Origin of the sequence: Pseudomonas sp. B21-023, assembly GCF_024749165.1 — a bacterium.
In the GTDB taxonomy this organism is placed as follows: Bacteria; Pseudomonadota; Gammaproteobacteria; order Pseudomonadales; family Pseudomonadaceae; genus Aquipseudomonas.
The window spans coordinates 4158384-4179253 of sequence record NZ_CP087190.1; the positions used below are offsets into that span (position 1 = coordinate 4158384).

Below are 20870 nucleotides of genomic sequence, written 5' to 3' on the forward strand. Positions count from 1 at the left end.
TTACATCCTGCAACGCTCTACCCCACAGCCCTCACGGCATCCTCTGCCATACTCCTCGCGTACACAGTTTGAAATAGTCGCCCGGTTGAATAGCCGCGCCCTCCCCCTTATATACCCCGCAGTACGCAACAAACTCATCCGTCAGGAGAACGTAACAACCATGATGCGCATTCTGTTGTTTGTAGCCACCAACCTCGCGGTGGTGCTGGTTGCAAGCATTACCCTGAGCCTGTTCGGCTTCAACGGGTTCATGGCCGCCAACGGGGTTGACCTCAACCTCGGCCAGCTGCTGGTCTTCTGCGCCGTGTTCGGTTTTGCTGGCTCGCTCGTTTCGCTGTTCATCTCCAAGTGGATGGCGAAGATGACCACCGGCACCCAGATCATCACCCAGCCCCGTACCCGTCACGAGCAGTGGCTGCTGCAGACCGTCGAGGAGCTGTCCCGCGAGGCCGGCATCAAGATGCCCGAGGTGGGCATCTTCCCAGCCTACGAGGCCAACGCCTTCGCCACCGGCTGGAACCGCAACGACGCGCTGGTGGCGGTGTCCCAGGGCCTGCTGGAACGCTTCTCGCCTGATGAGGTGCGCGCGGTGCTGGCCCACGAGATCGGCCACGTGGCCAACGGCGACATGGTCACCATGGCGCTGGTGCAGGGCGTGGTGAACACCTTCGTGATGTTCTTCGCCCGCATCATCGGCAACTTCGTCGACCGGGTGATCTTCAAGAACGAAGAAGGCCACGGTATCGCCTACTTCATCGCGACCATCGTCGCCGAGCTGGTACTGGGCATCCTCGCCAGCATCATCGTCATGTGGTACTCGCGCCGCCGCGAGTTCCGCGCCGACGAGGCCGGCGCCCACCTGGCCGGCACCGGCGCAATGATCGGCGCGCTGCAGCGCCTGCGCTCCGAGCAGGGCCTGCCGGTGCACATGCCCGACACGATGAAGGCCTTCGGCATCAACGGCGGCCTGAAGCATGGCCTGGCCGGCCTGCTGATGAGCCACCCGCCGCTGGAAGACCGCATCGACGCGCTGCGTCGCCGCGGCTGATCCAGGCAGCAACAAGAAAGGGCGACTTCGGTCGCCCTTTTCGTTGCCAGTACCGACCACATCGCGGGGCAAGTCGCATCGGCGCACCGCCACTCCCACGCCAGTCCGTTTGGTGCGTGGGAGCGGGCTTGCCCCGCGATGGCTTCAACGCCAAACGCTATAGACTCGCTCAACCAAATTTTCGACACCAGCTTTGAGAAACTTCGGACTCTCGTCGAGAATTTCCTGCGCCTCGACCTCATCGACCCGCCACCCGGCAAAACCTGTCCGCACTTCGGCGTCCGGCACCGAGAACGGTGGCCCATCGATCAAGGCCTGATCGTAGTCGAGGGTCACCAGCAGCCCACGGCAGGCCGCTGGCAACAGCTTGCCCAACAACGCCATGTAGCGCTCGCGCATCGGCCCCGGCAAGGCAATCAACGCCGCCCGGTCGTACACCCCCGCGCAACCAGCCAGATCCTCGTCACGCAGGGCGAACACATCGCCGCACCACAACTCCACCTCGTCGCTGCGCCACACCTCGAAGGCGCCATGCCGGGCAACCTGCGCCACCAAGCCATGTTCGGTGAAGAAGTCCGCCACCGCCCTGCGCGACAGTTCCACCCCCAGCACCCGATACCCTTGCGCAGCCAGCCAGAGCATGTCCAGGCTCTTGCCACACAGCGGCACCAGCACCCTCGCGCCCGGGGCCAACCCCAACGCCGGCCAGTGCGTCTGCAGGTACGGGTTCACCTGGGCCTGGTGAAAGCCTATCTGGTTGTCCGCCCACCGCTTGTGCCAGAACGCTGGCTCCATGATCCCTCCCGGTTTTTCGATAAAAGACTGTGAAAACTTATATTGGATCTCGATCGAAGGCTGATCGAAGATGGCAGCATCTTACCTGCCAGGACACCACCATGCTGCCCAGCCTGTTCATTTCCCACGGTTCGCCCATGCTCGCCCTGCAACCCGGCGCCAGCGGCCCTGCCCTGGCCGAACTGGCCCGCGCCCTACCCCGCCCGAAAGCGATCGTGGTGGTGTCGGCGCACTGGGAAAGCCGCGAACTGCTGGTGATGAGCAACCCACTTCCGCAGACCTGGCATGACTTCCATGGTTTTCCGCCGGCCCTGTACGCGGTGCACTACCCGGCCCCCGGCGAACCGGCACTGGCGCAGCGGCTGGCCGGCTTGCTCGGCGCCCGCCTGGATGAACAACGGCCTTTCGACCATGGTGCCTGGGTGCCGCTGTCGCTGATGTATCCGCAAGCGGAGATTCCGGTAGTCCAGGTGTCGCTGCCCAGCCAGGCCGGCCCCGCCCTGCAACTGAAGGTCGGGCAGGCGCTGGCGCAGCTGCGCGAGGAAGGCATCCTGCTGATCGGCTCGGGCAGCATCACCCATAACCTGGGCGAGCTTGACTGGCATGCGGGGCCGGATGCGGTCGAGCCCTGGGCGCTGGCGTTTCGCGACTGGGTGGTGGAGCGGCTGAAGGCGGGAGACGAGGCGGCGCTTGTGGACTATCGGCGCCAGGCGCCGTTTGCGGCACGCAACCATCCCAGTGATGAGCATCTGCTGCCGTTGTTCTTCGCCATGGGCGCTGGCGAGCGGTTTGGCATCGTTCACCAAGGATTCACGCCGGGGGCGCTTGGGATGGATATCTATCGGTTCGACTGACGCTCCCACGCACATGGTTACATGTGCTGGACACAGGCAAAAAAAATCCCCGACCTAGGCCGGGGATTTTTCATTGCAGCGCCAGGATCAGTCCTCGCGGTAGCGGCGCAGCTTCAGCTGCTTGCCGGCCACGCGGGTGTCCTTGAGCTTGGTCAGCAGACGCTCGAGGCCGTCTTCGGGCAGCTCGATCAGGCTGAAGCTGTCACGCACCTGGATGCGGCCGATGGCGTCACGTGCCAGGCCACCCTCGTTGAGGATAGCGCCCAGCAGGTTCTTGGCGGCGATGCCGTCACGGGCACCCAGGGCGGTACGGCAACGCACGCGGCCTTCGGCCAGCGGCATCGGCGCACGGCGCTCACGGTCACCACGGTCGCTGCGCTCACCACGTTCGGCACGCTCGCCAGTGCTGCGCTCACGCGGGGTGTGGGTCGGCACCAACGGCTGCTCACGCTCGACCGAAGCCAGGTCCAGCGCCTGGCCATTGGTGGCCTTGCGCAGCAGGGCCGAAGCCAGGGCACGGGCACTGCAACCCAGGTCGGCGGTCAGGCGGTCGAACAGCTCGCCATGGCTGGCCTCGGACTCGGCCACCAGCGGTGCCAGGCTCTTGGTCAGCTTCTTGATGCGTGCGTCCAGCACGGCCTGCGGGTTAGGCAGGCGGGCTTCGGCAACCTTCTGCCCGGTGACACGCTCGATCACCTGCAGCATGCGGCGCTCACGCGGGGTAACCAGCAGCAGCGCGCGGCCATCGCGACCGGCACGGCCGGTACGGCCGATACGGTGCACGTAGGACTCCGGGTCGTACGGCATGTCGACGTTGAACACGTGGGTGATGCGTGGCACGTCCAGACCACGGGCAGCGACGTCGGTGGCGACGACGATGTCCAGGCGGCCATCCTTGAGCGAGTCGATCACGCGCTCACGCTGGTTCTGGGCGATGTCGCCGTTCAGCGCGGCAGCCTTGTAGCCTTTGGCTTCCAGGGCGGCGGCCAGGTCCAGGGTGGCTTGCTTGGTACGCACGAAGGCGATCAGCGCGTCGAACTCTTCCACTTCCAGCAGGCGCAGCACGGCCGGGATCTTCTGGTCGGCGTGGACCATCAGGTGGGCCTGCTCGATCGCGGTCACGGTCTGGGTCTTGCTCTGGATCTTGACGTGCTTCGGCTCGCGCAGGTGGCGCTCGGCGATGGCACGGATCGAGGCCGGCAGGGTGGCGGAGAACAGCACGGTCTGGCGGGTTGCAGGGATGGCGTCGAAGATCACTTCGAGGTCGTCCATGAAGCCCAGCTTGAGCATTTCGTCCGCTTCGTCGAGTACCAGGTACTGAACGGTGGACAGGACTTTCTCGTCGCGGCGCAGGTGGTCGCACAGGCGGCCAGGGGTGGCCACGACGATTTGCGCGCCGTTACGAATGGCACGCAGTTGTGGGCCCATCGGGGCACCACCGTAGACAGCCACCACGTTAACGCCCGGCATCTGCTTGGCGTAGGTTTCGAAAGCGGTGGCTACTTGCAGCGCCAACTCACGGGTTGGCGCCAGGATCAGGGCTTGCGGTTCGCGCTTGCTCACGTCGATCTTGTTGAGGATCGGCAGGGCGAAGGCAGCGGTCTTGCCGGTGCCAGTCTGCGCCTGGCCGATCATGTCGTGACCGGCGAGGATGATCGGGATCGACTGATGCTGAATAGCCGAAGGCTCTTCGTAGCCGGTGGCCAGAACAGCAGCAACGATATTCGGATTGAGATCGAGAGCGGCGAATCCGCCGGTTTCCTGGGTCATGGGTCTGCCTCTAGGTGCATCCGCAAAGACCCATGCTCCAAAACTGCACATGCCTTGAAAGACCAAGCGGTCACCCAGGCAGTTTTGGCGGCGGGGATTTGCGAAAACGATTGAAAAAGGAACGTCTTGGGAAGGTCCGACTAGCGGACGCTCAGCCGAAGCTGGGTTCGGAGGATTTGCACCACCTGATTCGAGGTCCGCTAAAAGACCGGCGCGTACTATACCCGAAATTGCCATGAGCTGTGAGAAATATTTCAATCCTGATGTCCGCCACGCGGGCAGCATTGGATCCAGGCTGAATCGTTTCCTCCAAAGGCTTGCGCCGCCTCCGCAGAACTCATGTCGCCGGGCGGATTGCCTTGATCAGGTAATCCAGTGAATAACCCAGGCGTGGCGCCAGGGATTCGGCACGGGCACGCAGCGCTTGCAGGTCCAAAACCTGCTCCAGGTCCGCCGGCACCAGCAGGATCACGTTACCCTCCTTGACCGGCAGCTCCCAGTAATGGCGATGGTACAGCCCGCGCAACAAGGCCGCGCCCAGTGGCTTGCCATCGTCCCCGGCCCACTGGTTGATCACCAGCCAGCCATCGGGGTTGAGCTGCTTCTGGCAGTTTTCCAGGAACCCCCAGGCCAGATGCCCGACGCCGGGGCCATAGTCGGTATACAGGTCGACGAACAGCAGGTCGGCCTTTTCGGCGCTGGGCAGCAGCTCAAGGGCGTCGCCCACCCGCACGTACAGCCGCGGATCGTCGTCCAGGCCCATGAACTCCATGGCCAGGCGCGGCACGTCCGGGCGCAGTTCGATGGCCTCGACATCCTCCAGCGGCAGGAACTTCAGGCAGGCCTGGGTCAGGGTGCCGGCGCCAAGGCCGAGGAACAACGCGCTTTCCGGCTGTCCGTGGCACAGCGCGCCGACCAGCATGGCGCGGGTGTAGTCGTACTCCAGCCAACTGGGGTCGGCGGTGAAGGTGCAGCTCTGCTCGATGGCGTCGCCGAACTCGAGGAAGCGATAGTCATCCACCTCGTACACGCTGATAACGCCAAAGGCGTCCTCGACCCGTGCCAGCAGCCGCTCTTCCCGCTCCGTCGCCATCCCTACCACCTGCCCGCGCAAAACCGCCATTGTCCGCCAATGCCGGTGGTGCAACAAGCACGCGCGGGCGTACCATGGCTGGCAGGCCTCAACGACACTTATGGATAGAGCTTGCAATGACCCGACAATGGACCCCCGACAGCTGGCGCGCCCTGCCGATCCAGCAGCAACCGATCTACCCCGACGCCGCGCACCTGCTGAAGGTGGAGCAGACCCTGGCCAGCTACCCGCCGCTGGTATTCGCCGGCGAAGCCCGCGAGCTGCGCCGGCAGTTCGCCGAGGTGACCCAGGGCCGGGCGTTCCTGCTGCAGGGTGGCGACTGCGCCGAGAGCTTCGCCGAGTTCTCCGCGGCGAAGATCCGCGACACGTTCAAGGTGCTGCTGCAGATGGCCATTGTCATGACCTTCGCCGCCGGCTGCCCGGTGGTCAAGGTCGGGCGCATGGCCGGGCAGTTCGCCAAGCCACGCTCGGCCAACGACGAAACCCTCGGTGACATCACCCTGCCGGCGTACCGTGGCGACATTGTCAACGGCATCGGCTTCGACGCGAAAAGCCGCATCCCCGACCCCGAGCGCCTGTTGCAGGCCTACCACCAGGCCACCGCCAGCCTCAACCTGCTGCGCGCCTTCGCCCAGGGTGGCTTTGCCGACCTGCACCAGGTGCACAAGTGGAACCTCGATTTCATCGCCAACTCGGCGCTGGCCGACAAGTACCACCAGTTGGCCAACCGCATCGATGAAACCCTGGCCTTCATGCGCGCCTGCGGCCTGGACACGGCGCCGCAACTGCGCGAAACCAGCTTCTTCACCGCCCACGAAGCGCTGCTGCTCAACTATGAAGAAGCCTTCGTGCGCAGCGACAGCCTGACCGGCGACTACTACGACTGCTCGGCGCACATGCTGTGGATCGGCGACCGCACCCGCCAGCTCGACGGCGCCCACGTCGAGTTCCTGCGCGGCGTGCACAACCCGATCGGGGTCAAGGTCGGCCCGAGCATGAACCCCGAAGAGCTGATCCGCCTGATCGACGTGCTCAACCCGGACAACGACCCTGGCCGCCTGAACCTGATCGTGCGCATGGGCGCCGGCAAGGTCGGCGACCATCTGCCGGGGCTGATCCGCACCGTGCAACGCGAGGGTCGCCAGGTGCTGTGGAGCTCGGACCCGATGCATGGCAACACCATCAAGGCCAGTAGCGGCTACAAGACACGCGACTTTGCGCAGATCCTCGATGAGGTCAAGCAGTTCTTCCAGGTGCACCAGGCCGAGGGCAGCCACGCCGGTGGCATCCATATCGAAATGACCGGGCAGAACGTCACCGAGTGCATCGGCGGCGCCCGGCCGATCACCGAAGACGCCCTCTCCGACCGCTACCACACCCACTGCGACCCGCGCATGAACGCCGATCAGTCGCTGGAACTGGCCTTCCTGATTGCCGAAACCCTCAAGCAGGTGCGCCGCTGAGCAACGCCTGACGCAGCCGGCTGCCCTCGGCGCGGGGGCAGTCGAGCCGCACCTGCGCCAGGCCCAACCAGCCGGCCATGCGCAACAGGCTGGCCGCCAGGGCCTGGTAGCCCTCCTCGTCCAGCCCCTGCGCCTCCTCGTGCACCGCATGCACCGCCAGATGCCCGTGGGCGCGCTCGGCGCGCAGGTCCAGACGCGCGGCAATGCGCTCTTTGTGCAGGAACGGCAGCACGTAGTAGCCGTACACCCGCTTGTGCGCGGGGGTGTAGATCTCCAGGCGATAGCGAAAATCGAACAGCCGCTGGGTGCGCTCCCGCGCCCAGACCAACGAGTCGAACGGCGAGAGCAAGGTGCTGGCCTCGATTCGCCGGGGTATCCGTGGCAGGCCCACGACATACGCCGGCTGTTTCCAACCCTGCACGGCACAGGCCTGCAGGCGCCCGTCCTCGACCAAAACAGCCAGGGCGGCCTTGCTCTGCTGCGGCGATAGGCGGAAGTAGTCGCGCAGGTCCTGTTCGGTGGCCACGCCCAGGGCGCCTGCGGCGTGCAGCAGCAAGCCCTGGTGCGCCTCGGTCTCGCTGAGCCAGGCCTGCTCGAGAATGGCTGCCGGCAGCACCCGCTCGGGCAGGTCATACAGGCGCTCGAAACCGCGACGCCCGGCCACGGTGACCTGGCCGGCGGCAAACAGCCATTCCAGCGCGTGTTTTTCTTCGCTCCAGTCCCACCAAGGGCCGGCGCGTTCCTCGCGGGTCGACAGGCTGCCTGCACCCAAAGCGCCGCGCTCGCGCACGGCAGCCAGTACCCGGTCGATGACCTCGCGCCGCTCCCGGCCAAAGGTCGCCAGCTGCCGGTAGATGCCCTTGCCGTCGGCGGCGTCGGCCATGCGCCAGCGCATCAGCGGGTAGAGCTCCAGCGGCAGCAACGACGCCTCATGCCCCCAGTATTCGAATAGTCGCCGCTGACGGCGCTTGCCCCAGGCGAGCTGGTCCAGCAGGTCGGCTGGATAGTCGCCAAGGCGCGAGAACAACGGCAGGTAATGAGAACGCACCAGCGCGTTGACCGAGTCGATCTGCACCACGCCCAGGCGCTGGAGCATGCGCTTGAGAGTGGCGAGGGTCGGCGGGTGCGCGGGCGACTTGCCAAAGCCCTGGGCAGACAAAGCCAGGCGGCGGGCCTGGGCGAGGGACAGGCTGAAGGACATGAGGTGGCTCCGTCTGGTGTCCAGACAGTAAAGACGCAATCGCGGGGCAAGCCCGCGATTGTCGCCACCTTCATTTACGCAACGGGTCCTCCCAGAAATGCCGGTCGGCCTCCTGCTGGATATCCGCCCGCGACAACCCAAGATCGTGCAGCGTGGCATCGCTCAGGCGCGCCAACTCGTCGCGCTGGCGGTGCAGTTCGAACCAGCGCAGCACCAGCTCGCTGGCGTCGTGCCACAGATGGCCCAGGGATGCGGCCGGTTGGTGAGCTACGTTGAAATGACCTTTCATCATGACGCCCTCCTTGTGGATGGCTCCAGTCTCGTCCCAGGCCTAAGATCAATCCAACGAATGTTTCTGATGCCATGCATCTCGGAGATTGATGCCATGTCCCAGTATCAGAGTCTCGACGCCGAGGTGCTGCGCACCTTCGTCGCCATTGCCGAGCAAGGTGGTTTCACCCGCGCCGGCGAAGTGGTCAACCGCACCCAGTCGGCGGTGAGCATGCAGATGAAGCGCCTGGAGGAGGACATCCTGCAGCGCCAGCTGTTCGAGCGCGACGGCCGCCAGGTGCGCCTGACCGCCGAGGGCCAGGTGCTGCTGGGCTATGCGCGGCGCATCCTCAAGCTGCATGGCGAGGTATTCAACACCCTGCGCATGCCGCACATGGTCGGGGTGGTGCGCATCGGCACGCCGGACGACTACGCCATGCGCTACCTGCCGGGCATTCTCACCCGCTTTGCCCAGGCCTACCCGCTGATCCATGTCGAGGTGCATTGCGATTCGTCCAAGCAGTTGATGCTGCGCCAGGACCTGGACCTGACCATCGTCACCCGCGAGCCGGGCAACGAGGTCGGCCAGCTGCTGCGCCAGGAACGCCTGGTGTGGGCCGCGGCCAAGGGCTTCTGCCCGCAGGAGCAGCGGCCCATGCCGCTGGCGCTGTTCAACACCGACTGCTTTTGCCGCGCCTGGACCTGCAATGCCCTGGAGCGCCACGGCATCGAGTACCGCATCGCCTACACAAGCCCAAGCCTGGCGGCGATCTTCGCCATCGTGCATGCCGGGCTGGCGGTGACCGCGCAGTTGCACAGCCTGATCGGCGGCGACCTGCGCATCCTCGGCGAGGACGACGGCCTGCCGCAGTTGCACATGGCCAATGTGATGCTGCTGCGCAATGACCAGCAGCATTCGCCGATTACCGACTGCATGGCCGAGTACATCGTCGAAGGGTTCAAGTAAGCCGAGGACGCTTCGCGCCCTTTTCGCCGGCAAGCCGGCTCCCACAGATGGCAATGGGCTCTGCAGCCCCTTGCGCTCAGAGCTCGAACCCGAGCATCACCGCGCACACCACCAGAAACACACAGAACATCGAGCGCAGTACCTTTTCCGGCAACGCATGGGCCAGCTTCACCCCCCAGCTGATGCTCAGCAACCCACCCACCGCCAACGGCACCCCGATGCTCCAATCCACGCTCTGGTGCAGGCCGTAGGTCAGCAGGGTCACCGCAGTGCTCGGCGCCGCCAATGCCAGCGACAACCCCTGGGCCACCACCTGGGTGGTGCCGAACACGGAGGTCAATATCGGCGTGGCCACCACCGCGCCACCCACGCCGAACAGCCCGCCCATGGTCCCGGCAAAGCTGCCCAGCACGCCCAGCCATGGCCAGGGATAGCGCAGCTGGTTGCTCGGCGGCTTCACCGGCAGGCACATGCGCGCCACGTTCCACAACGCCAGGGCCACCAGGAAACCGACGAAATACAGGCGCATCGACTGGGCATCGATGCCCACTGCCCAGATCGACCCCAGCCAGGCGAACAAAAAGCTGCACAACGACAGCGGCACGGCATGGCGCAACTCGATGCGGTTGCGCTGGTGATAGCGCCACAACGCAAGCAGCACGTTGGGCACCACCATCACCAGGGCGGTGCCCTGGGCCAGTTGCTGGTCAAGGCCGAACAGCACCCCCAGCGCCGGGATCGCGATCAGCCCGCCACCAATACCGAAGAGGCCACCCACAGTGCCCAGGGCGGCACCCAACACGATATACATCAACCACTCGATCATCCGGGCCTCATCCGCCTGTTTTCAGAGAATGCCGGCATGCTACCCAGTCACGGCTGGCGGGGAAACGCACAGCAGCGCACAATGGCTTTGCGTAATCCGCAAAAGCAGAGCCATCATGAGCCCCGATATCCTCACCGAACAACTGAGCCTGTTCCTCGATGTGCTGGAGACCGGCAGCTTCTCCGCCGCCGCCCGTCGCCATCCGCTCACGCCTTCGGCCGTGGCCAGGCGCATCGACAGCCTGGAAAACGCGGTGGGCAGCCGGCTGTTCTCGCGCAGCACCCATGCGGTGCGCGCCACGCCGGCCGGCAATGCGTTCGCCGAACGGGCCCGGCGCATCATCGAGGAACTGCGCCTGGCCCGGGCCGAGGCGGTATCCCTGAGCAACGCCCCCGAAGGGCTGATCCGCATCGACGCCCCGGCCGCTTTCGGCCGGCGTCACCTCGCTCCGGCCATCGCTGACTTCCTGGTCGCCTACCCCGGGCTCGACGTGCAACTGCGCCTGATCGACAGTTTCGTCGACCTGCACGGCAGCCACCTGGGCGAAGTCGACCTGGTGCTGCGCGCGGGGCCCCTGGCCGACACGCGCCTGGTGGCCACGCCACTGGCCTATATGGTGCGGATCGCCTGCGCCAGCCCGGCGTACCTGGCCAATCGCGGCGTTCCGGCCTGCCCCAGCGAGCTGCCTGGGCATGACGGCCTCGACTGGGACGGCCTGGCACCACCGTTCGCCTGGCGCTTCGAGGTCGGCGGCCAGACCCGCCTGTACCGCCCGACGCGCATGCGCATGGCCGCCAACAATGCCGAGACGCTGCTGTTCGGTGCCTTGGCCGGGCTGGGCATCGCCCACCTGCCGACCTGGCTGGTCAGCGACTACCTGCTGCGCGGCGAACTGCTCCCCCTGTTCTGCGACAACGGCCTGCCGGCCCCCGAAACCAGCGGGATTTATGCACTGCGCCTTGAACATGAAACGAACTCTCGCAGCCGCTTGCTGCTCGAATTCCTCAAGAGCCGTTTCAGCCCGGTGCCGCCCTGGGACCTGGCGCTGAGAAGCGAGCTGCGCTGGCAATGAGCGCACCAAGCTTTGGCGTGCTAGATTTTATTACTCACCGATTCCAAGGACCTGCATGAACGCCGACACCCAAGCCCCCTGCGACGCGCTGCTGCTGGACAACCAGGTCTGCTTCGCCCTGCACTCGACCTCGTTGCTGATGACCAAGGTCTACAAGCCTTTGCTGCAGGCCCTGGGCCTGACCTACCCGCAGTACCTGGCCATGCTCGTGCTGTGGGAGCAGGACGGCCTGACCGTGGGCGAGATCAGCCAGCGCCTGCTCACCGACCCCGGCTCCCTGACCCCGCTGCTCAAGCGCCTGGAAAGCGAAGGCCTGCTCAAGCGCAGCCGCAGCCGCGAGGACGAACGGGTGGTGCTGGTGCAACTGACCGACAAGGGCCGCGCCCTGCAGGCCGAAGCCCAGCGCGTGCCGCAATGCATCCTGCAGGCCAGCGGCCACAGCGCCGAGCAGTTGCGCAAGCTGCAAGCCGACCTGCTCACCCTGCGCGCGCAGCTGCAAGAAAACCTCTGACGTCTATGCTGTGAGAGGACTGTTCAGATGAATGGTCGAATATTTAACTTGCGCACTAAATAATTGCGCACTAAATTAAGCCCATACCCACTCAGCGCCGACGGCGCACAGCACCCAAGCGAGGCTCAAGATGCAAAAGGTCACTCCGCTGTACATCGCAGAAGCCACTTCCACCGGTGGTCGTGATGGCAAATCCCGCTCCAGCGACGGCAAGCTGGAAGTCAAGCTGAGCACCCCGAAAGAGCTGGGCGGCGCCGGAGGTGAAGGCACCAACCCCGAGCAGATGTTCGCCGCCGGGTACTCGGCCTGCTTCATCGGCGCATTGAAGTTCGTTGCCGGTCAGGAGAAAAAAGCCCTGCCGGCGGACGCCTCGATCACCGCCAAGGTCGGCATCGGCCAGATCCCCGGCGGTTTCGGCCTGGACATTGACCTGCACATCAACCTGCCTGGCCTGGCCCAGGCCGACGCCGAAGGGCTGGTGGAGAAGGCGCACAAGGTCTGCCCGTACTCCAACGCCACCCGCGGCAATGTGGATGTGCGCCTGCATGTGACGGTGTAAATGCCTTCGCGGGGCGACCCGACTTGCCCCGCGATGAAGGCGACACGGTTTCACGAGCACAAAAAAACCCGGCCAAGGCCGGGTTTTTCGTGCTCATCGCAAGAAGGATTACTTCTTGGAACGGCCCTTGAAGCTGTTGTCGCGAGTGTCGATGTCGATCCACTCGTCGATCTGGATGAAGTCGGCAACCTGGATCTCGGTACCGTTCTTCAGCTTGGCAGGCTTCATGACCTTGCCCGAGGTGTCGCCACGTGCGGCGTTCTCGGTGTAGGTAACCTGGCGGCTGATGGTGGTCGGCAGTTCTACCGATACCAGGCGGCCTTCGAAGAAGACGGCTTCGCAGATGTCTTCCATGCCTTCTTCGATGTACGGCAGAACGGCGTCGATGTCTTCGGCGTTCAGCTCGTACATGGTGTAGTCGGTGGTGTCCATGAAGGTGTACGAGTCACCGCTGATGAACGACAGGGTCGCTTCTTTGCGATCCAGGATCACGTCGTCCAGCTTGTCGTCCGCACCGTATACGGTTTCGGTCTTGTAGCCGGTCAGCAGGTTCTTCAGCTTGGTCTTCATGATCGCGCTGTTACGGCCCGACTTGGTGAACTCAGCTTTCTGAACCAGCCACGGGTCGTTGTCGATCCGCAGTACGGTACCGGGTTTCAGTTCTTTACCAGTTTTCATTACGAAGTATCCGAATCTGGATGGATTTATAAAAATCGAGGCCGCGTATCATAGCGAATTTCGGTAAAACTGTACCAGCCTCGTGGCAAGGTCCGGCCGAGCGGCCTGCGCGGCCTGCCACTGGCGGGCATGTTCGCGCACTTCCTCCCAGTGTGGCTGCAGCGCCTGCCAGGCCTGCCCCATCGGGCGGTCCATGTTCCAGGCCCGCCACAGTTCGCTCAGCGCCTGCCCGGCGGCGGCCGACAACCCATGGCAATAATGGGCGAGGAATGCTTCGAGCTTTTCCCAGTGGGCGTTCTCTTCCTGGATGTAGATGTGCCACAGCATCGGCACCCCAGCCCATTGCGCCCGCACGAACGAGTCCTCGCCGCGCACGGCGTTGAAATCGCAGCTCCACAGCAACTGGTCGTAGTCGTCCTGGCTGACGAAAGGCAGCACCTGGACCGTCAAGGCGCCGCGCCGATGCAGCGCCCCCACGGCCAAGTCCGCCTCGCCCAGCCAGTGGCCGAGGTCGCCCAGGATGCGCCCCTGCGGTACCAGCAGGTGGCTGGGGTGCGCGCCTTCGGCCAGTACGTCGAGCCAGTTGCCCAACTGTGGATTCTCGTAGGCGAACAGCGAGATCAGCCGCGCCCCGGCCTCGGGATGGACGCCCAGCCCTGCCAGGAACCTCGCCCGCTCATCCGGCGCCTGGCGAAACGCCTGGCAACGGGGCAGCAAGGCCGCTTCGCGCAGCAGGCCACCGGTCTTCTCGGTGAAACCCGGGAAGAAAAAGAACTTGCGCAACCCATTGGCCTGGGGCGACGGCAAGCCATGGCAGCCATCCACCCAGTCTTCGGCACTGAGGTAGTCCAGGTTCAGCCACAAGGGCGGCGTGGCCTGCTCGCCCATGGCCTCGACATAGGCCTGCGGTAACTGGCAGGCGAAGGCGCCCACCACCACCTGCGCCGGCTCCGCGCCTTGCCACGTGGCCGGCCAGTGGCGCACCTCGACGCCCTGCCGCCACTGCTGTTCGGCGTGGCTATCGGCCTCAGGGCACAGGCGCACGAAGGCTTGCAGGTCATCCACCCACAGGCGCACGGCGAGGTCATGCTCGCTCGCCAGCTGGCGCGCCAGGCGCCAGGTGACGCCGATGTCGCCATAGTTGTCGACGACCGTGCAGAAGATGTCCCAGGTGGTTTTCATCGCCACGTTCCGTTACCTGCGGAAAAAAGACCGCGGATTTTGCTGAAAAATGCCGGCCAACAAAAGCGCGGCGCTGAAAATACCTGCCGCGGCATGCGAGAATGGCGCCCTCGCCCCGTCTGCCAGGAGGCCATCATGCCCCGCCCCCGCGAATTGAAGATCACCCTGAAACCGGTGCAACTGGTGCTGTGCGTCGCCCTCGGCCTGTGGCTCGGCGCATTGGCGATCGCCGTGAGCCTGTGGCTGGCCCTGCACTTGTGGCCACAGCAGGTGCAACCGCTGGTCGAGGCCACCGCCCCCGCGCAGGTCCTGCCTGCGCCAACCGCTCCTCCAGCGCCACCGGCCGATGCCCAGGCGCAGATGTTCGAACATTACAAAGACATCCTGCACAAGCAGGAATTGCAGCAGGCCGCCGAGGCCGCCCAGGGCAACCCGCGCAACCTGAACAGCCCCAAGTGCCAGTTCTGGCTGCAGCAGAACCGCACCGCGCCGACCGACAAGAGCCAGGCCAACGTGCTGGAGTTCTGCTACTGACCATGGACAAGGCCACCCTGCTGCAGCGCATCGTCACCACCCTCGAGCACGACATGGAGGTGCTGCGCCGCGCCGCCCAGACCGCCTACGAGGCCGCCACCGCCGAAGAGAACATCGCCGAGAACAAGTACGACACCCTGGGGCTCGAGGCTTCGTACCTGGCCACCGGACAGGCCCGACGTACCGCCGAGATCCGCCAGGCGCTGCAGACCTATCAGCAACTGGTGCCACGCGACTATGACCCGGCGCGGGGGATCCAGGTCGGCTGCCTGGTGACCCTGGAGGACGAACAGGGGCAGCGTCGCAGGCTGTTCCTCGGGCCCGAAGGCGCCGGCTTGAAGATTGGTGAGGGAGAGGCGCTGGTGACGGTGATCACACCTCGCGCACCGCTAGGCCAGCAGCTGGTCGGCAAGCACGTGGATGACGAAGTACGCCTGGTGCTGGCTGGGGTGGCCCAGGTGCAGTTCATCATCGATATCGCCTGACCGGGCGTTATCGCTGCAAGGCATCGAAGCGCTGTGCCAGCCCCTGCTCGGCAAACTGCTCCACCACGAAATCGATGAAGGCGCGGGTCTTGCCCGGCAACAGCTTGCGCTCGGCGTAGTACAGGCTGATGTGCCCATCGTCGACGTACCAGTCCGGCAGCACCCGGCACAGCCGGCCTGAGGCCAGGTAAGGCAAGGCGAATGGCAGGCTGACCAGGGCGATGCCCAGGCCCTGCTCGGCCACCGCGCAGGCGGCGTCCGAATCGCTCATGGTCAGGCGCTGGGGCAGTTGCAGCGGCTGTTGCTCCTGCCAGCGGCTGGTCAGCGGCCAGCTGCGCACCCTGCCGGTCTGCGGCGAGCGGATGAGGATGCCGGCGCAAGCCTGCAACTGTTCCGGCCGGTCGATCGGCCCGTGCTGACGCATATAGCCCGGCGAAGCCACCAGCACCCGGTGCGCAGGCGTCAGCTTGCGTGCCACCACCCCGGGCGGCAGCTCGAAACCACCGCCGAGGGCGGCGTCGAAACCCTGGCCGATCAGGTCGACCTGGCGGTTGTCGAAATGCCAGTCCGCCGTCACCGCCGGATAGCGCGCCAGGAACTCGCCCAGCAACGGCAACACGTACAGGCGCCCGAACACCGTACCCATGCTGACCCGCAGCACGCCCGAGGGGTGGCCTTCGCAGTTGGCCAGATTGGCCACGGCATACTGGATGGTGCGAAAACTCTCGCTCACCTCGGCCAGAAAACGCTGCCCGGCCTCGGTCAGGGTCAGTTTGCGCGTGCTGCGCAGGAACAGGCGCACACCAAGCCGCGCCTCCAGCTGGGCGACGTTCTTGCCGACCGCCGCGGGGGTGAGCGAAAGGCGCCTGGCCGCTTCGGCAAAGCTGCCGACTTCGGCGCTGCGGATGAAGCATTCCAGACTGCTGAAGGATTCCATCGCGGCCATTGCCAACTCCTGGTTTATTCTGACTAGCGTGATTGCCATCTTATCAATAGGTAATCAAGCGTCGATACTGTGTCCATCCAAGGCATCCGGCCTTGCTTGAACGCAGGAGATCAGCATGTCCCAAGCACTTCCCCTCACCGGCAAGGTGGCCCTGGTCCAGGGCGGCTCCCGCGGTATCGGCGCGGCCATAGTCCGCCGCCTGGCCCGCGACGGCGCCAAGGTCGCCTTCACCTATGTCAGCTCGAGCGCCAGCGCCGAGGCCTTGGCGGGTGAGATCAACAGCGGCGGCGGCCAAGCCCTGGCCCTGCGCGCCGACAGCGCCGACATCCAGGCCGTGCAGCAGGCCGTGTCCGACACCGCGAAAGCCTTCGGGGGCCTGGATATCCTGGTCAACAACGCTGGCGTGCTGGCGGTGGCGCCGGTCGCCGAGTTCGACCTGGCCGACTTCGACCGGCTGCTGGCGGTCAATGTGCGCAGCGTGTTCGTGGCCACCCAGGCGGCGGTGAAGTACATGGGCCAGGGTGGGCGGGTCATCAACATCGGCAGTACCAACGCCGAGCGCATGCCGTTCGCCGGTGGCGCGCCCTATGCCATGAGCAAGTCGGCGCTGGTCGGCCTGACCAAGGGCCTGGCCCGGGACCTGGGGCCGCAGGGGATCACCGTCAACAATGTGCAGCCTGGGCCGGTGGACACCGACATGAACCCGGCCAGTGGCGAGTTCGCCGAGAGCCTGATCCCGCTGATGGCTATCGGGCGCTATGGCCAGGCGGACGAGATCGCCAGCTTCGTGGGCTATCTGGCGGGGCCTGAGGCCAGCTACATCACAGGGGCGAGCTTGCTGGCCGATGGTGGGTTTGCGGCCTGATGCGTAATTGCCTGTTTCGGCCTCATCGCCGACAAGCCGGCTCCCACAGGTACGGCGCCGCTTTCAAGAACCGCGCCGCACCTGTAGGAGCCGGCTTGCCGACGATGGGTTATCCACCGTTCGCCAGCAGCTGTTCTTCGAGTACGTCCAGAAATGCCCGCGCCGCCGGCGTGGGGCTGGGCGACCACACCGCGTACAGGTGCCGCACCGGCGCATCCACCAGCGGCACCCTGGCGACATCCTTGAAGCCCCGAGCGATACGCTCGGGGACCAGGCCCACGGCCATGCTCCGCTGCACGAACTTCTCCACCAGGCGGATATGGCCTATCTCGAACTGCACCCGATGCCGCAACCCTGCCGCCTGGAACGCCTCGTCGGTCTGCCGACGCGCCCCGGTGCCCTCGGGAAAGTCCACCAGCACCTCGTCGGCCAGCTCGGCCAGGGCCAGCTGAGCCCTGCCCGCCAACCGATGACCAGGTGGCAGCACTGCCACTAACTCCTCCCGCGCCAGCAGACGATGCTGCACGCCATGCAGCGCCTCGCCATGCCACAGGCCGATGAAGCCCACGTCCAGGCGCCGCTCGCAGACGTCCGTGACCAGCAACTCGCTCTTGGCGGTCAACCAGCACACGTCCACATCAGGGTAGCGCTCATGAAACACCACCAGCAGATCGACCAGGTCCAGCGCGGTGAGCGAGCTGATCTCGCCGATCGACAAACGTCCACGCACCTGCCCGCAGGCGGCGGCGACATCCTCGGCCACCCGCCGCGCCGCCGCCACCGCTGGCCGCGCGCTGAGCACGAAGGCTTCGCCGGCAGGGGTCAGGCGCACCCGCCGCGAACTGCGCTCGAACAGGCTTACCCCCAACTGTGCCTCCAGCCGTGCCACCTGATGGCTGAGGGCCGATTGCACCACGTGGCAGCGTTCGGCGGCGCGGGTGAAACTGCCGGTGTCGGCCACGGCCAAGGCGTATTCGAGCTGCTTTAGGTTCATCGATCTATCTGTTTTAGAGATTGATAAGCTGATAACTATACATTGGCTTCATGAATGACACTTCCTGATACTTGTCGCCACAAAACCTTGCCTGCAACGAGACTGCCCATGAAATCCCCGACTCTGAGTCGCGCCCTGATCCTGCTGATGGCCACCGCCACCGGCCTGGCTGTCGCCAGCAACTACTACGCCCAGCCCCTGCTGCACAGCATCGCCGAGCAGTTCGGCCTGAGTACCGCCAGCGCCGGCACCATCGTCATCGCCGCCCAGCTCAGCTACGGCGCCGGGCTACTGCTGCTCGCGCCACTGGGCGATCTGTTCGAGCAACGACGGCTGATCGTCACCATGGTGCTGATCGCCACCGCCGGGCTGGTGATCAGCGCCTGCGCGCCAAGCCTGCCGTGGCTGTTGTTCGGCACGGCGCTGACCGGACTGTTCTCGGTAGTAGCCCAGGTGCTGGTACCCATGGCCGCCGCGCTCAGTGCGCCGGATCAACGCGGCCGCGCCGTGGGCACGCTGATGAGCGGCCTGTTGCTGGGCATCCTGCTGGCGCGCACCGCCGCCGGCTTCATGGCCGAGCTGGGCGGCTGGCGCAGCATCTACGTGCTGGCCGCGGTGTTGATGGCCATCAGTGCCCTCGCCCTGTACCGCAGCCTGCCGCAACACCACAGCCACGCCGGTTTGAAATACCCGGCGCTGATCGGCTCGGTGTTCCGCCTGTTCGTAGAAGAACCTGTGCTGCGCCTGCGCTCGCTGCTGGGCTTGCTGGCGTTCAGCCTGTTCGCGCTGTTCTGGACACCGCTGGCATTCCTGTTGAGCGAGGCACCCTACCATTACTCCGACGCGGTGATCGGCCTGTTCGGCCTGGCCGGGGCGATCGGCGCACTGGCGGCGAACTGGGCCGGGCGCCTGGCCGACCGCGGCAAAGGCTCGCTGGGCACCACCGTGGGGCTGGTGGCGCTATTGCTATCGTGGGTGCCGCTGGGGTTTGCACAGAGCTCGCTGGTGGCATTGCTGGTGGGCGTGCTGTTGCTCGACCTGGCGGTGCAACTGGTGCACGTGAGCAACCAGAACGCGGTGATCGTGCTGCGCCCCGAGGCGCGCACGCGGCTCAATGCCGGTTATATCACCTGCTACTTCATCGGCGGCGCGCTGGGGTCGCTGCTGGGCACGCAACTGTTCGAGGTGCATGGCTGGGATGGGATCGTGGTGGCTGGCCTGGTGATCGGTGCGCTGGCGCTGCTGGTGTGGGGGCTGGCTGAGCGCAGGCGTGGGAAGGCAGTGGTGCCAGCCTGAAAGTATTTTGCTGACAACACCGGCCTCATCGCCGGCAAGCCGGCTCCCACAGGGTATCGCGCAACATTTGTGGGAGCCGGCTTGCCGGCGATGAGGCCCGCGCAGAAGTCAGGGCTTGCCTTCGATGAACGCTTCGTCCACCCGCGCCAGTTGCGTCTCGCTCAACACCCCCGCCTGGTAATGCAGCTTGATCCACGCCAGCAGGTAGTCGTAGCGCGCCTGGGCCAGGTCGCGGCGGGTGGTGGCCAGTTGCTGTTCGGCGTTGAGCACATCCAGGTTCACCCGTTCGCCACCTTGCACGCTCTTGCGTGTGGACACCACCAGCGCCTCGGCCGCCACCAGCGCCCGCTCGTAGGCACGCAACTGGCTGGCGCCGGACTGGCAGGCGTTGTACTGCTTGCGCAGCTCGATCAAGGCGCTGCGGGTGTTGCCGTCGAGCTCGTACTCGGCCTGCTCCAGGTGCCGGCTGGCCTGGCGGGTCGAAGCCAGCACTCCGCCGCCGGCGAAGATCGGCACGCTGACTTCGATGCCCACGGTGTTGGTGTCGTAGCGCTGGTTGTAGGTGTTGCCGCTGTCCGACTCCTGGCGCCGCGAGGTGGCGAACGCGGTGACTTTGGGCAGGTGCCCGGCACGATTGCGCTCGACTTCGTAGCGCGCCACTTCCAGGGCCTGGCGCGATGACGCCAGTTGCGGGTTGTTGGCCAGGGCCCGCTCCTGCCAGGCCTCGTAGCCGCTGGGGTCGACCACTGGCAGGGCGAAGCCCAGGCGCAGCGGCGCCAGGTCCTCGACCCGCACCGCCGGCTCGCCAATCAGCGCGCCCAGTTCGCGCAGCGCGGCATCCTGTTCGTTACGCGCCTTGATTTCCTCGGCATCGGCCAACTCGTAGCGGGCCTGGGCTTCGAGAATATCGGTGCGCGTGCCTTCGCCTGCGTCGAACAGCCGCTGGTTCTGCTGGAACTGCTGGCGGTAGGCCTGCTTGCTGGCGACGCTGATGGCAATCTGGTCCTGGGCAAACAGCGCCTGGGTGTAGCTGGTCATCACCCGCACCAGCAGTTGCTGGCTCTGGTCGCGGAAGCTCTCGTCGGCGAACAGCGCCTGGGCCACGCCCTTGCGATAGCTCGAATAGGCTTCATAGTCGAACAGCGGCTGCTGGAGGATGAAGGTCGAGCCCATGCTGTTGTAGGTGCGGTCTTCCTTTTGCCGGCGTGAATCGCCGAGGTAGCGCACCTCGGAATCGTTGCGGCCCTTGTTGTAGCTGTACGACAGGCTGGGCAGCAGGCCGGCGCGGCCGATGGCGCGGTATTCCTGGCCGGCCTCGCGGGCCTTGAACGCCGCGAGGTAGGTCGGATCGCGGCGCAGGGCCTGCTCGTATACCTGGAACGGCCCCATGGCGGCCTGGGCGGCGGTCGGCAGCCAGGCGCAGGCCAGCAGCAGCCCGATCAGTGGGAACTTCTTCACTGG

The 20870-nt window shown here is 65.6% G+C and carries 21 protein-coding genes and 1 pseudogene; 11 read left to right on the forward strand and 11 right to left on the reverse strand.

Annotation, left to right across the window (positions count from 1 at the left end; translation table 11 throughout):
• The first annotated feature begins 160 nt into the window (after positions 1–160).
• Positions 161–1048 carry a protease HtpX gene (gene htpX / locus LOY42_RS18615; RefSeq protein WP_038705666.1) on the forward strand — a complete coding sequence of 296 codons (888 nt, stop codon included), beginning with the start codon at positions 161–163 and terminating at the stop codon, positions 1046–1048.
• A 144-nt stretch (positions 1049–1192) separates the two neighbouring features.
• Here htpX and LOY42_RS18620 read toward each other — a convergent pair whose 3' ends face one another.
• Positions 1193–1843: a thiopurine S-methyltransferase gene (locus LOY42_RS18620; RefSeq protein WP_258598753.1), complete on the reverse strand. Its 651-nt coding sequence runs from the start codon at positions 1841–1843 to the stop codon at positions 1193–1195.
• A 101-nt stretch (positions 1844–1944) separates the two neighbouring features.
• Here LOY42_RS18620 and LOY42_RS18625 point away from each other — a divergent pair, with 101 nt between their 5' ends.
• Positions 1945–2697: a class III extradiol ring-cleavage dioxygenase gene (locus LOY42_RS18625; RefSeq protein WP_258598755.1), complete on the forward strand. Its 753-nt coding sequence runs from the start codon at positions 1945–1947 to the stop codon at positions 2695–2697.
• Positions 2698–2784: 87 nt separating this feature from the next.
• Here the strand turns inward: LOY42_RS18625 and LOY42_RS18630 are convergent.
• Positions 2785–4501, reverse strand: a pseudogene (locus LOY42_RS18630) (DEAD/DEAH box helicase).
• Between the two features lie 303 nt (positions 4502–4804).
• Positions 4805–5560 (reverse strand): spermidine synthase, encoded by a 756-nt coding sequence (locus LOY42_RS18635; protein ID WP_110698165.1) that lies wholly within the window; start codon positions 5558–5560, stop codon positions 4805–4807.
• A 116-nt stretch (positions 5561–5676) separates the two neighbouring features.
• Between LOY42_RS18635 and LOY42_RS18640 the strand changes: the two genes are divergently transcribed.
• A complete protein-coding gene (locus LOY42_RS18640; protein ID WP_139672690.1) occupies positions 5677–7023 on the forward strand; it encodes a class II 3-deoxy-7-phosphoheptulonate synthase in 1347 nt (448 codons plus the stop codon).
• On the opposite strand, the gene LOY42_RS18645 is transcribed toward LOY42_RS18640, so the two are convergent.
• Both LOY42_RS18645 and LOY42_RS18650 read right to left on the reverse strand, forming a co-directional pair.
• Positions 7004–8224, reverse strand: coding sequence for a winged helix-turn-helix domain-containing protein (locus tag LOY42_RS18645; protein WP_258598758.1), 1221 nt, complete (start codon positions 8222–8224; stop codon positions 7004–7006). The two genes, LOY42_RS18640 and LOY42_RS18645, sit on opposite strands and share 20 nt — an antisense overlap.
• Before the next feature lie 70 nt (positions 8225–8294).
• A complete protein-coding gene (locus tag LOY42_RS18650) occupies positions 8295–8513 on the reverse strand; it encodes a DUF1127 domain-containing protein (protein ID WP_258601271.1) in 219 nt (72 codons plus the stop codon).
• Between the two features lie 96 nt (positions 8514–8609).
• On the opposite strand from LOY42_RS18650, the gene LOY42_RS18655 reads away from it, so the two are divergent.
• Positions 8610–9461 (forward strand): LysR substrate-binding domain-containing protein, encoded by an 852-nt coding sequence (locus tag LOY42_RS18655; protein WP_258598760.1) that lies wholly within the window; start codon positions 8610–8612, stop codon positions 9459–9461.
• Between the two features lie 76 nt (positions 9462–9537).
• On the opposite strand, the gene LOY42_RS18660 is transcribed toward LOY42_RS18655, so the two are convergent.
• On the reverse strand, positions 9538–10287 hold the full coding sequence (locus LOY42_RS18660) for a sulfite exporter TauE/SafE family protein (protein ID WP_139672701.1): 750 nt from the start codon (positions 10285–10287) through the stop codon (positions 9538–9540).
• Between the two features lie 115 nt (positions 10288–10402).
• On the opposite strand from LOY42_RS18660, the gene LOY42_RS18665 reads away from it, so the two are divergent.
• The 3 genes from LOY42_RS18665 (at position 10403) to LOY42_RS18675 (ending at position 12429) form a co-directional block, all read left to right on the forward strand.
• Positions 10403–11359: a LysR family transcriptional regulator gene (locus LOY42_RS18665; RefSeq protein ID WP_046856564.1), complete on the forward strand. Its 957-nt coding sequence runs from the start codon at positions 10403–10405 to the stop codon at positions 11357–11359.
• Between the two features lie 55 nt (positions 11360–11414).
• Positions 11415–11870 carry a MarR family winged helix-turn-helix transcriptional regulator gene (locus LOY42_RS18670; protein ID WP_102684218.1) on the forward strand — a complete coding sequence of 152 codons (456 nt, stop codon included), beginning with the start codon at positions 11415–11417 and terminating at the stop codon, positions 11868–11870.
• Positions 11871–12000: 130 nt separating this feature from the next.
• Positions 12001–12429, forward strand: coding sequence for an organic hydroperoxide resistance protein (locus LOY42_RS18675; protein WP_011532840.1), 429 nt, complete (start codon positions 12001–12003; stop codon positions 12427–12429).
• A gap of 108 nt (positions 12430–12537) precedes the next feature.
• Here the strand turns inward: LOY42_RS18675 and efp are convergent, their stop codons facing one another.
• Together efp and earP are read right to left on the reverse strand one after the other, a co-directional pair.
• Positions 12538–13107: an elongation factor P gene (gene efp, locus LOY42_RS18680; RefSeq protein WP_011532839.1), complete on the reverse strand. Its 570-nt coding sequence runs from the start codon at positions 13105–13107 to the stop codon at positions 12538–12540.
• Positions 13108–13155: 48 nt separating this feature from the next.
• Positions 13156–14289 (reverse strand): elongation factor P maturation arginine rhamnosyltransferase EarP, encoded by a 1134-nt coding sequence (gene earP / locus LOY42_RS18685; protein ID WP_139672704.1) that lies wholly within the window; start codon positions 14287–14289, stop codon positions 13156–13158.
• 135 nt (positions 14290–14424) lie between these two features.
• Here earP and LOY42_RS18690 point away from each other — a divergent pair, with 135 nt between their 5' ends.
• The gene (locus LOY42_RS18690) at positions 14425–14823 is read left to right on the forward strand and encodes a hypothetical protein (RefSeq protein ID WP_046856567.1); all 399 of its coding nucleotides are present in this window, start codon (positions 14425–14427) and stop codon (positions 14821–14823) included.
• A 2-nt stretch (positions 14824–14825) separates the two neighbouring features.
• On the forward strand, positions 14826–15308 hold the full coding sequence (locus LOY42_RS18695) for a GreA/GreB family elongation factor (RefSeq protein WP_139672707.1): 483 nt from the start codon (positions 14826–14828) through the stop codon (positions 15306–15308).
• Between the two features lie 7 nt (positions 15309–15315).
• On the opposite strand, the gene LOY42_RS18700 is transcribed toward LOY42_RS18695, so the two are convergent.
• On the reverse strand, positions 15316–16245 hold the full coding sequence (locus LOY42_RS18700) for a LysR family transcriptional regulator (protein WP_139673202.1): 930 nt from the start codon (positions 16243–16245) through the stop codon (positions 15316–15318).
• Between the two features lie 124 nt (positions 16246–16369).
• Here LOY42_RS18700 and LOY42_RS18705 point away from each other — a divergent pair, with 124 nt between their 5' ends.
• Complete coding sequence (locus tag LOY42_RS18705) at positions 16370–17119, forward strand: 3-oxoacyl-ACP reductase family protein (protein WP_258598763.1); 750 nt, start codon at positions 16370–16372, stop codon at positions 17117–17119.
• Between the two features lie 109 nt (positions 17120–17228).
• Here the strand turns inward: LOY42_RS18705 and LOY42_RS18710 are convergent, their stop codons facing one another.
• The gene (locus tag LOY42_RS18710) at positions 17229–18113 is read right to left on the reverse strand and encodes a LysR family transcriptional regulator (protein WP_258598765.1); all 885 of its coding nucleotides are present in this window, start codon (positions 18111–18113) and stop codon (positions 17229–17231) included.
• Positions 18114–18221: 108 nt separating this feature from the next.
• Here LOY42_RS18710 and LOY42_RS18715 point away from each other — a divergent pair, with 108 nt between their 5' ends.
• Positions 18222–19409 (forward strand): MFS transporter, encoded by a 1188-nt coding sequence (locus tag LOY42_RS18715; RefSeq protein ID WP_139672719.1) that lies wholly within the window; start codon positions 18222–18224, stop codon positions 19407–19409.
• Positions 19410–19517: 108 nt separating this feature from the next.
• Here the strand turns inward: LOY42_RS18715 and LOY42_RS18720 are convergent, their stop codons facing one another.
• Positions 19518–20867: a TolC family outer membrane protein gene (locus LOY42_RS18720; RefSeq protein ID WP_139672722.1), complete on the reverse strand. Its 1350-nt coding sequence runs from the start codon at positions 20865–20867 to the stop codon at positions 19518–19520.
• Positions 20868–20870: the final 3 nt, after the last annotated feature.

Excerpts from the sequence above, each read along its gene's own strand:
- htpX (WP_038705666.1), top strand. The coding sequence starts at position 161 with ATGATGCGCATTCTGTTGTTTGTAGCCACCAACCTCGCGGTGGTGCTG.
- LOY42_RS18620 (WP_258598753.1), bottom strand. The coding sequence starts at position 1,843 with ATGGAGCCAGCGTTCTGGCACAAGCGGTGGGCGGACAACCAGATAGGC.
- LOY42_RS18625 (WP_258598755.1), top strand. The coding sequence starts at position 1,945 with ATGCTGCCCAGCCTGTTCATTTCCCACGGTTCGCCCATGCTCGCCCTG.
- LOY42_RS18635 (WP_110698165.1), bottom strand. The coding sequence starts at position 5,560 with ATGGCGACGGAGCGGGAAGAGCGGCTGCTGGCACGGGTCGAGGACGCC.
- LOY42_RS18640 (WP_139672690.1), top strand. The coding sequence starts at position 5,677 with ATGACCCGACAATGGACCCCCGACAGCTGGCGCGCCCTGCCGATCCAG.
- LOY42_RS18645 (WP_258598758.1), bottom strand. The coding sequence starts at position 8,224 with ATGTCCTTCAGCCTGTCCCTCGCCCAGGCCCGCCGCCTGGCTTTGTCT.
- LOY42_RS18650 (WP_258601271.1), bottom strand. The coding sequence starts at position 8,513 with ATGAAAGGTCATTTCAACGTAGCTCACCAACCGGCCGCATCCCTGGGC.
- LOY42_RS18655 (WP_258598760.1), top strand. The coding sequence starts at position 8,610 with ATGTCCCAGTATCAGAGTCTCGACGCCGAGGTGCTGCGCACCTTCGTC.
- LOY42_RS18660 (WP_139672701.1), bottom strand. The coding sequence starts at position 10,287 with ATGATCGAGTGGTTGATGTATATCGTGTTGGGTGCCGCCCTGGGCACT.
- LOY42_RS18665 (WP_046856564.1), top strand. The coding sequence starts at position 10,403 with ATGAGCCCCGATATCCTCACCGAACAACTGAGCCTGTTCCTCGATGTG.
- LOY42_RS18670 (WP_102684218.1), top strand. The coding sequence starts at position 11,415 with ATGAACGCCGACACCCAAGCCCCCTGCGACGCGCTGCTGCTGGACAAC.
- LOY42_RS18675 (WP_011532840.1), top strand. The coding sequence starts at position 12,001 with ATGCAAAAGGTCACTCCGCTGTACATCGCAGAAGCCACTTCCACCGGT.
- efp (WP_011532839.1), bottom strand. The coding sequence starts at position 13,107 with ATGAAAACTGGTAAAGAACTGAAACCCGGTACCGTACTGCGGATCGAC.
- earP (WP_139672704.1), bottom strand. The coding sequence starts at position 14,289 with ATGAAAACCACCTGGGACATCTTCTGCACGGTCGTCGACAACTATGGC.
- LOY42_RS18690 (WP_046856567.1), top strand. The coding sequence starts at position 14,425 with ATGCCCCGCCCCCGCGAATTGAAGATCACCCTGAAACCGGTGCAACTG.
- LOY42_RS18695 (WP_139672707.1), top strand. The coding sequence starts at position 14,826 with ATGGACAAGGCCACCCTGCTGCAGCGCATCGTCACCACCCTCGAGCAC.
- LOY42_RS18700 (WP_139673202.1), bottom strand. The coding sequence starts at position 16,245 with ATGGAATCCTTCAGCAGTCTGGAATGCTTCATCCGCAGCGCCGAAGTC.
- LOY42_RS18705 (WP_258598763.1), top strand. The coding sequence starts at position 16,370 with ATGTCCCAAGCACTTCCCCTCACCGGCAAGGTGGCCCTGGTCCAGGGC.
- LOY42_RS18710 (WP_258598765.1), bottom strand. The coding sequence starts at position 18,113 with ATGAACCTAAAGCAGCTCGAATACGCCTTGGCCGTGGCCGACACCGGC.
- LOY42_RS18715 (WP_139672719.1), top strand. The coding sequence starts at position 18,222 with ATGAAATCCCCGACTCTGAGTCGCGCCCTGATCCTGCTGATGGCCACC.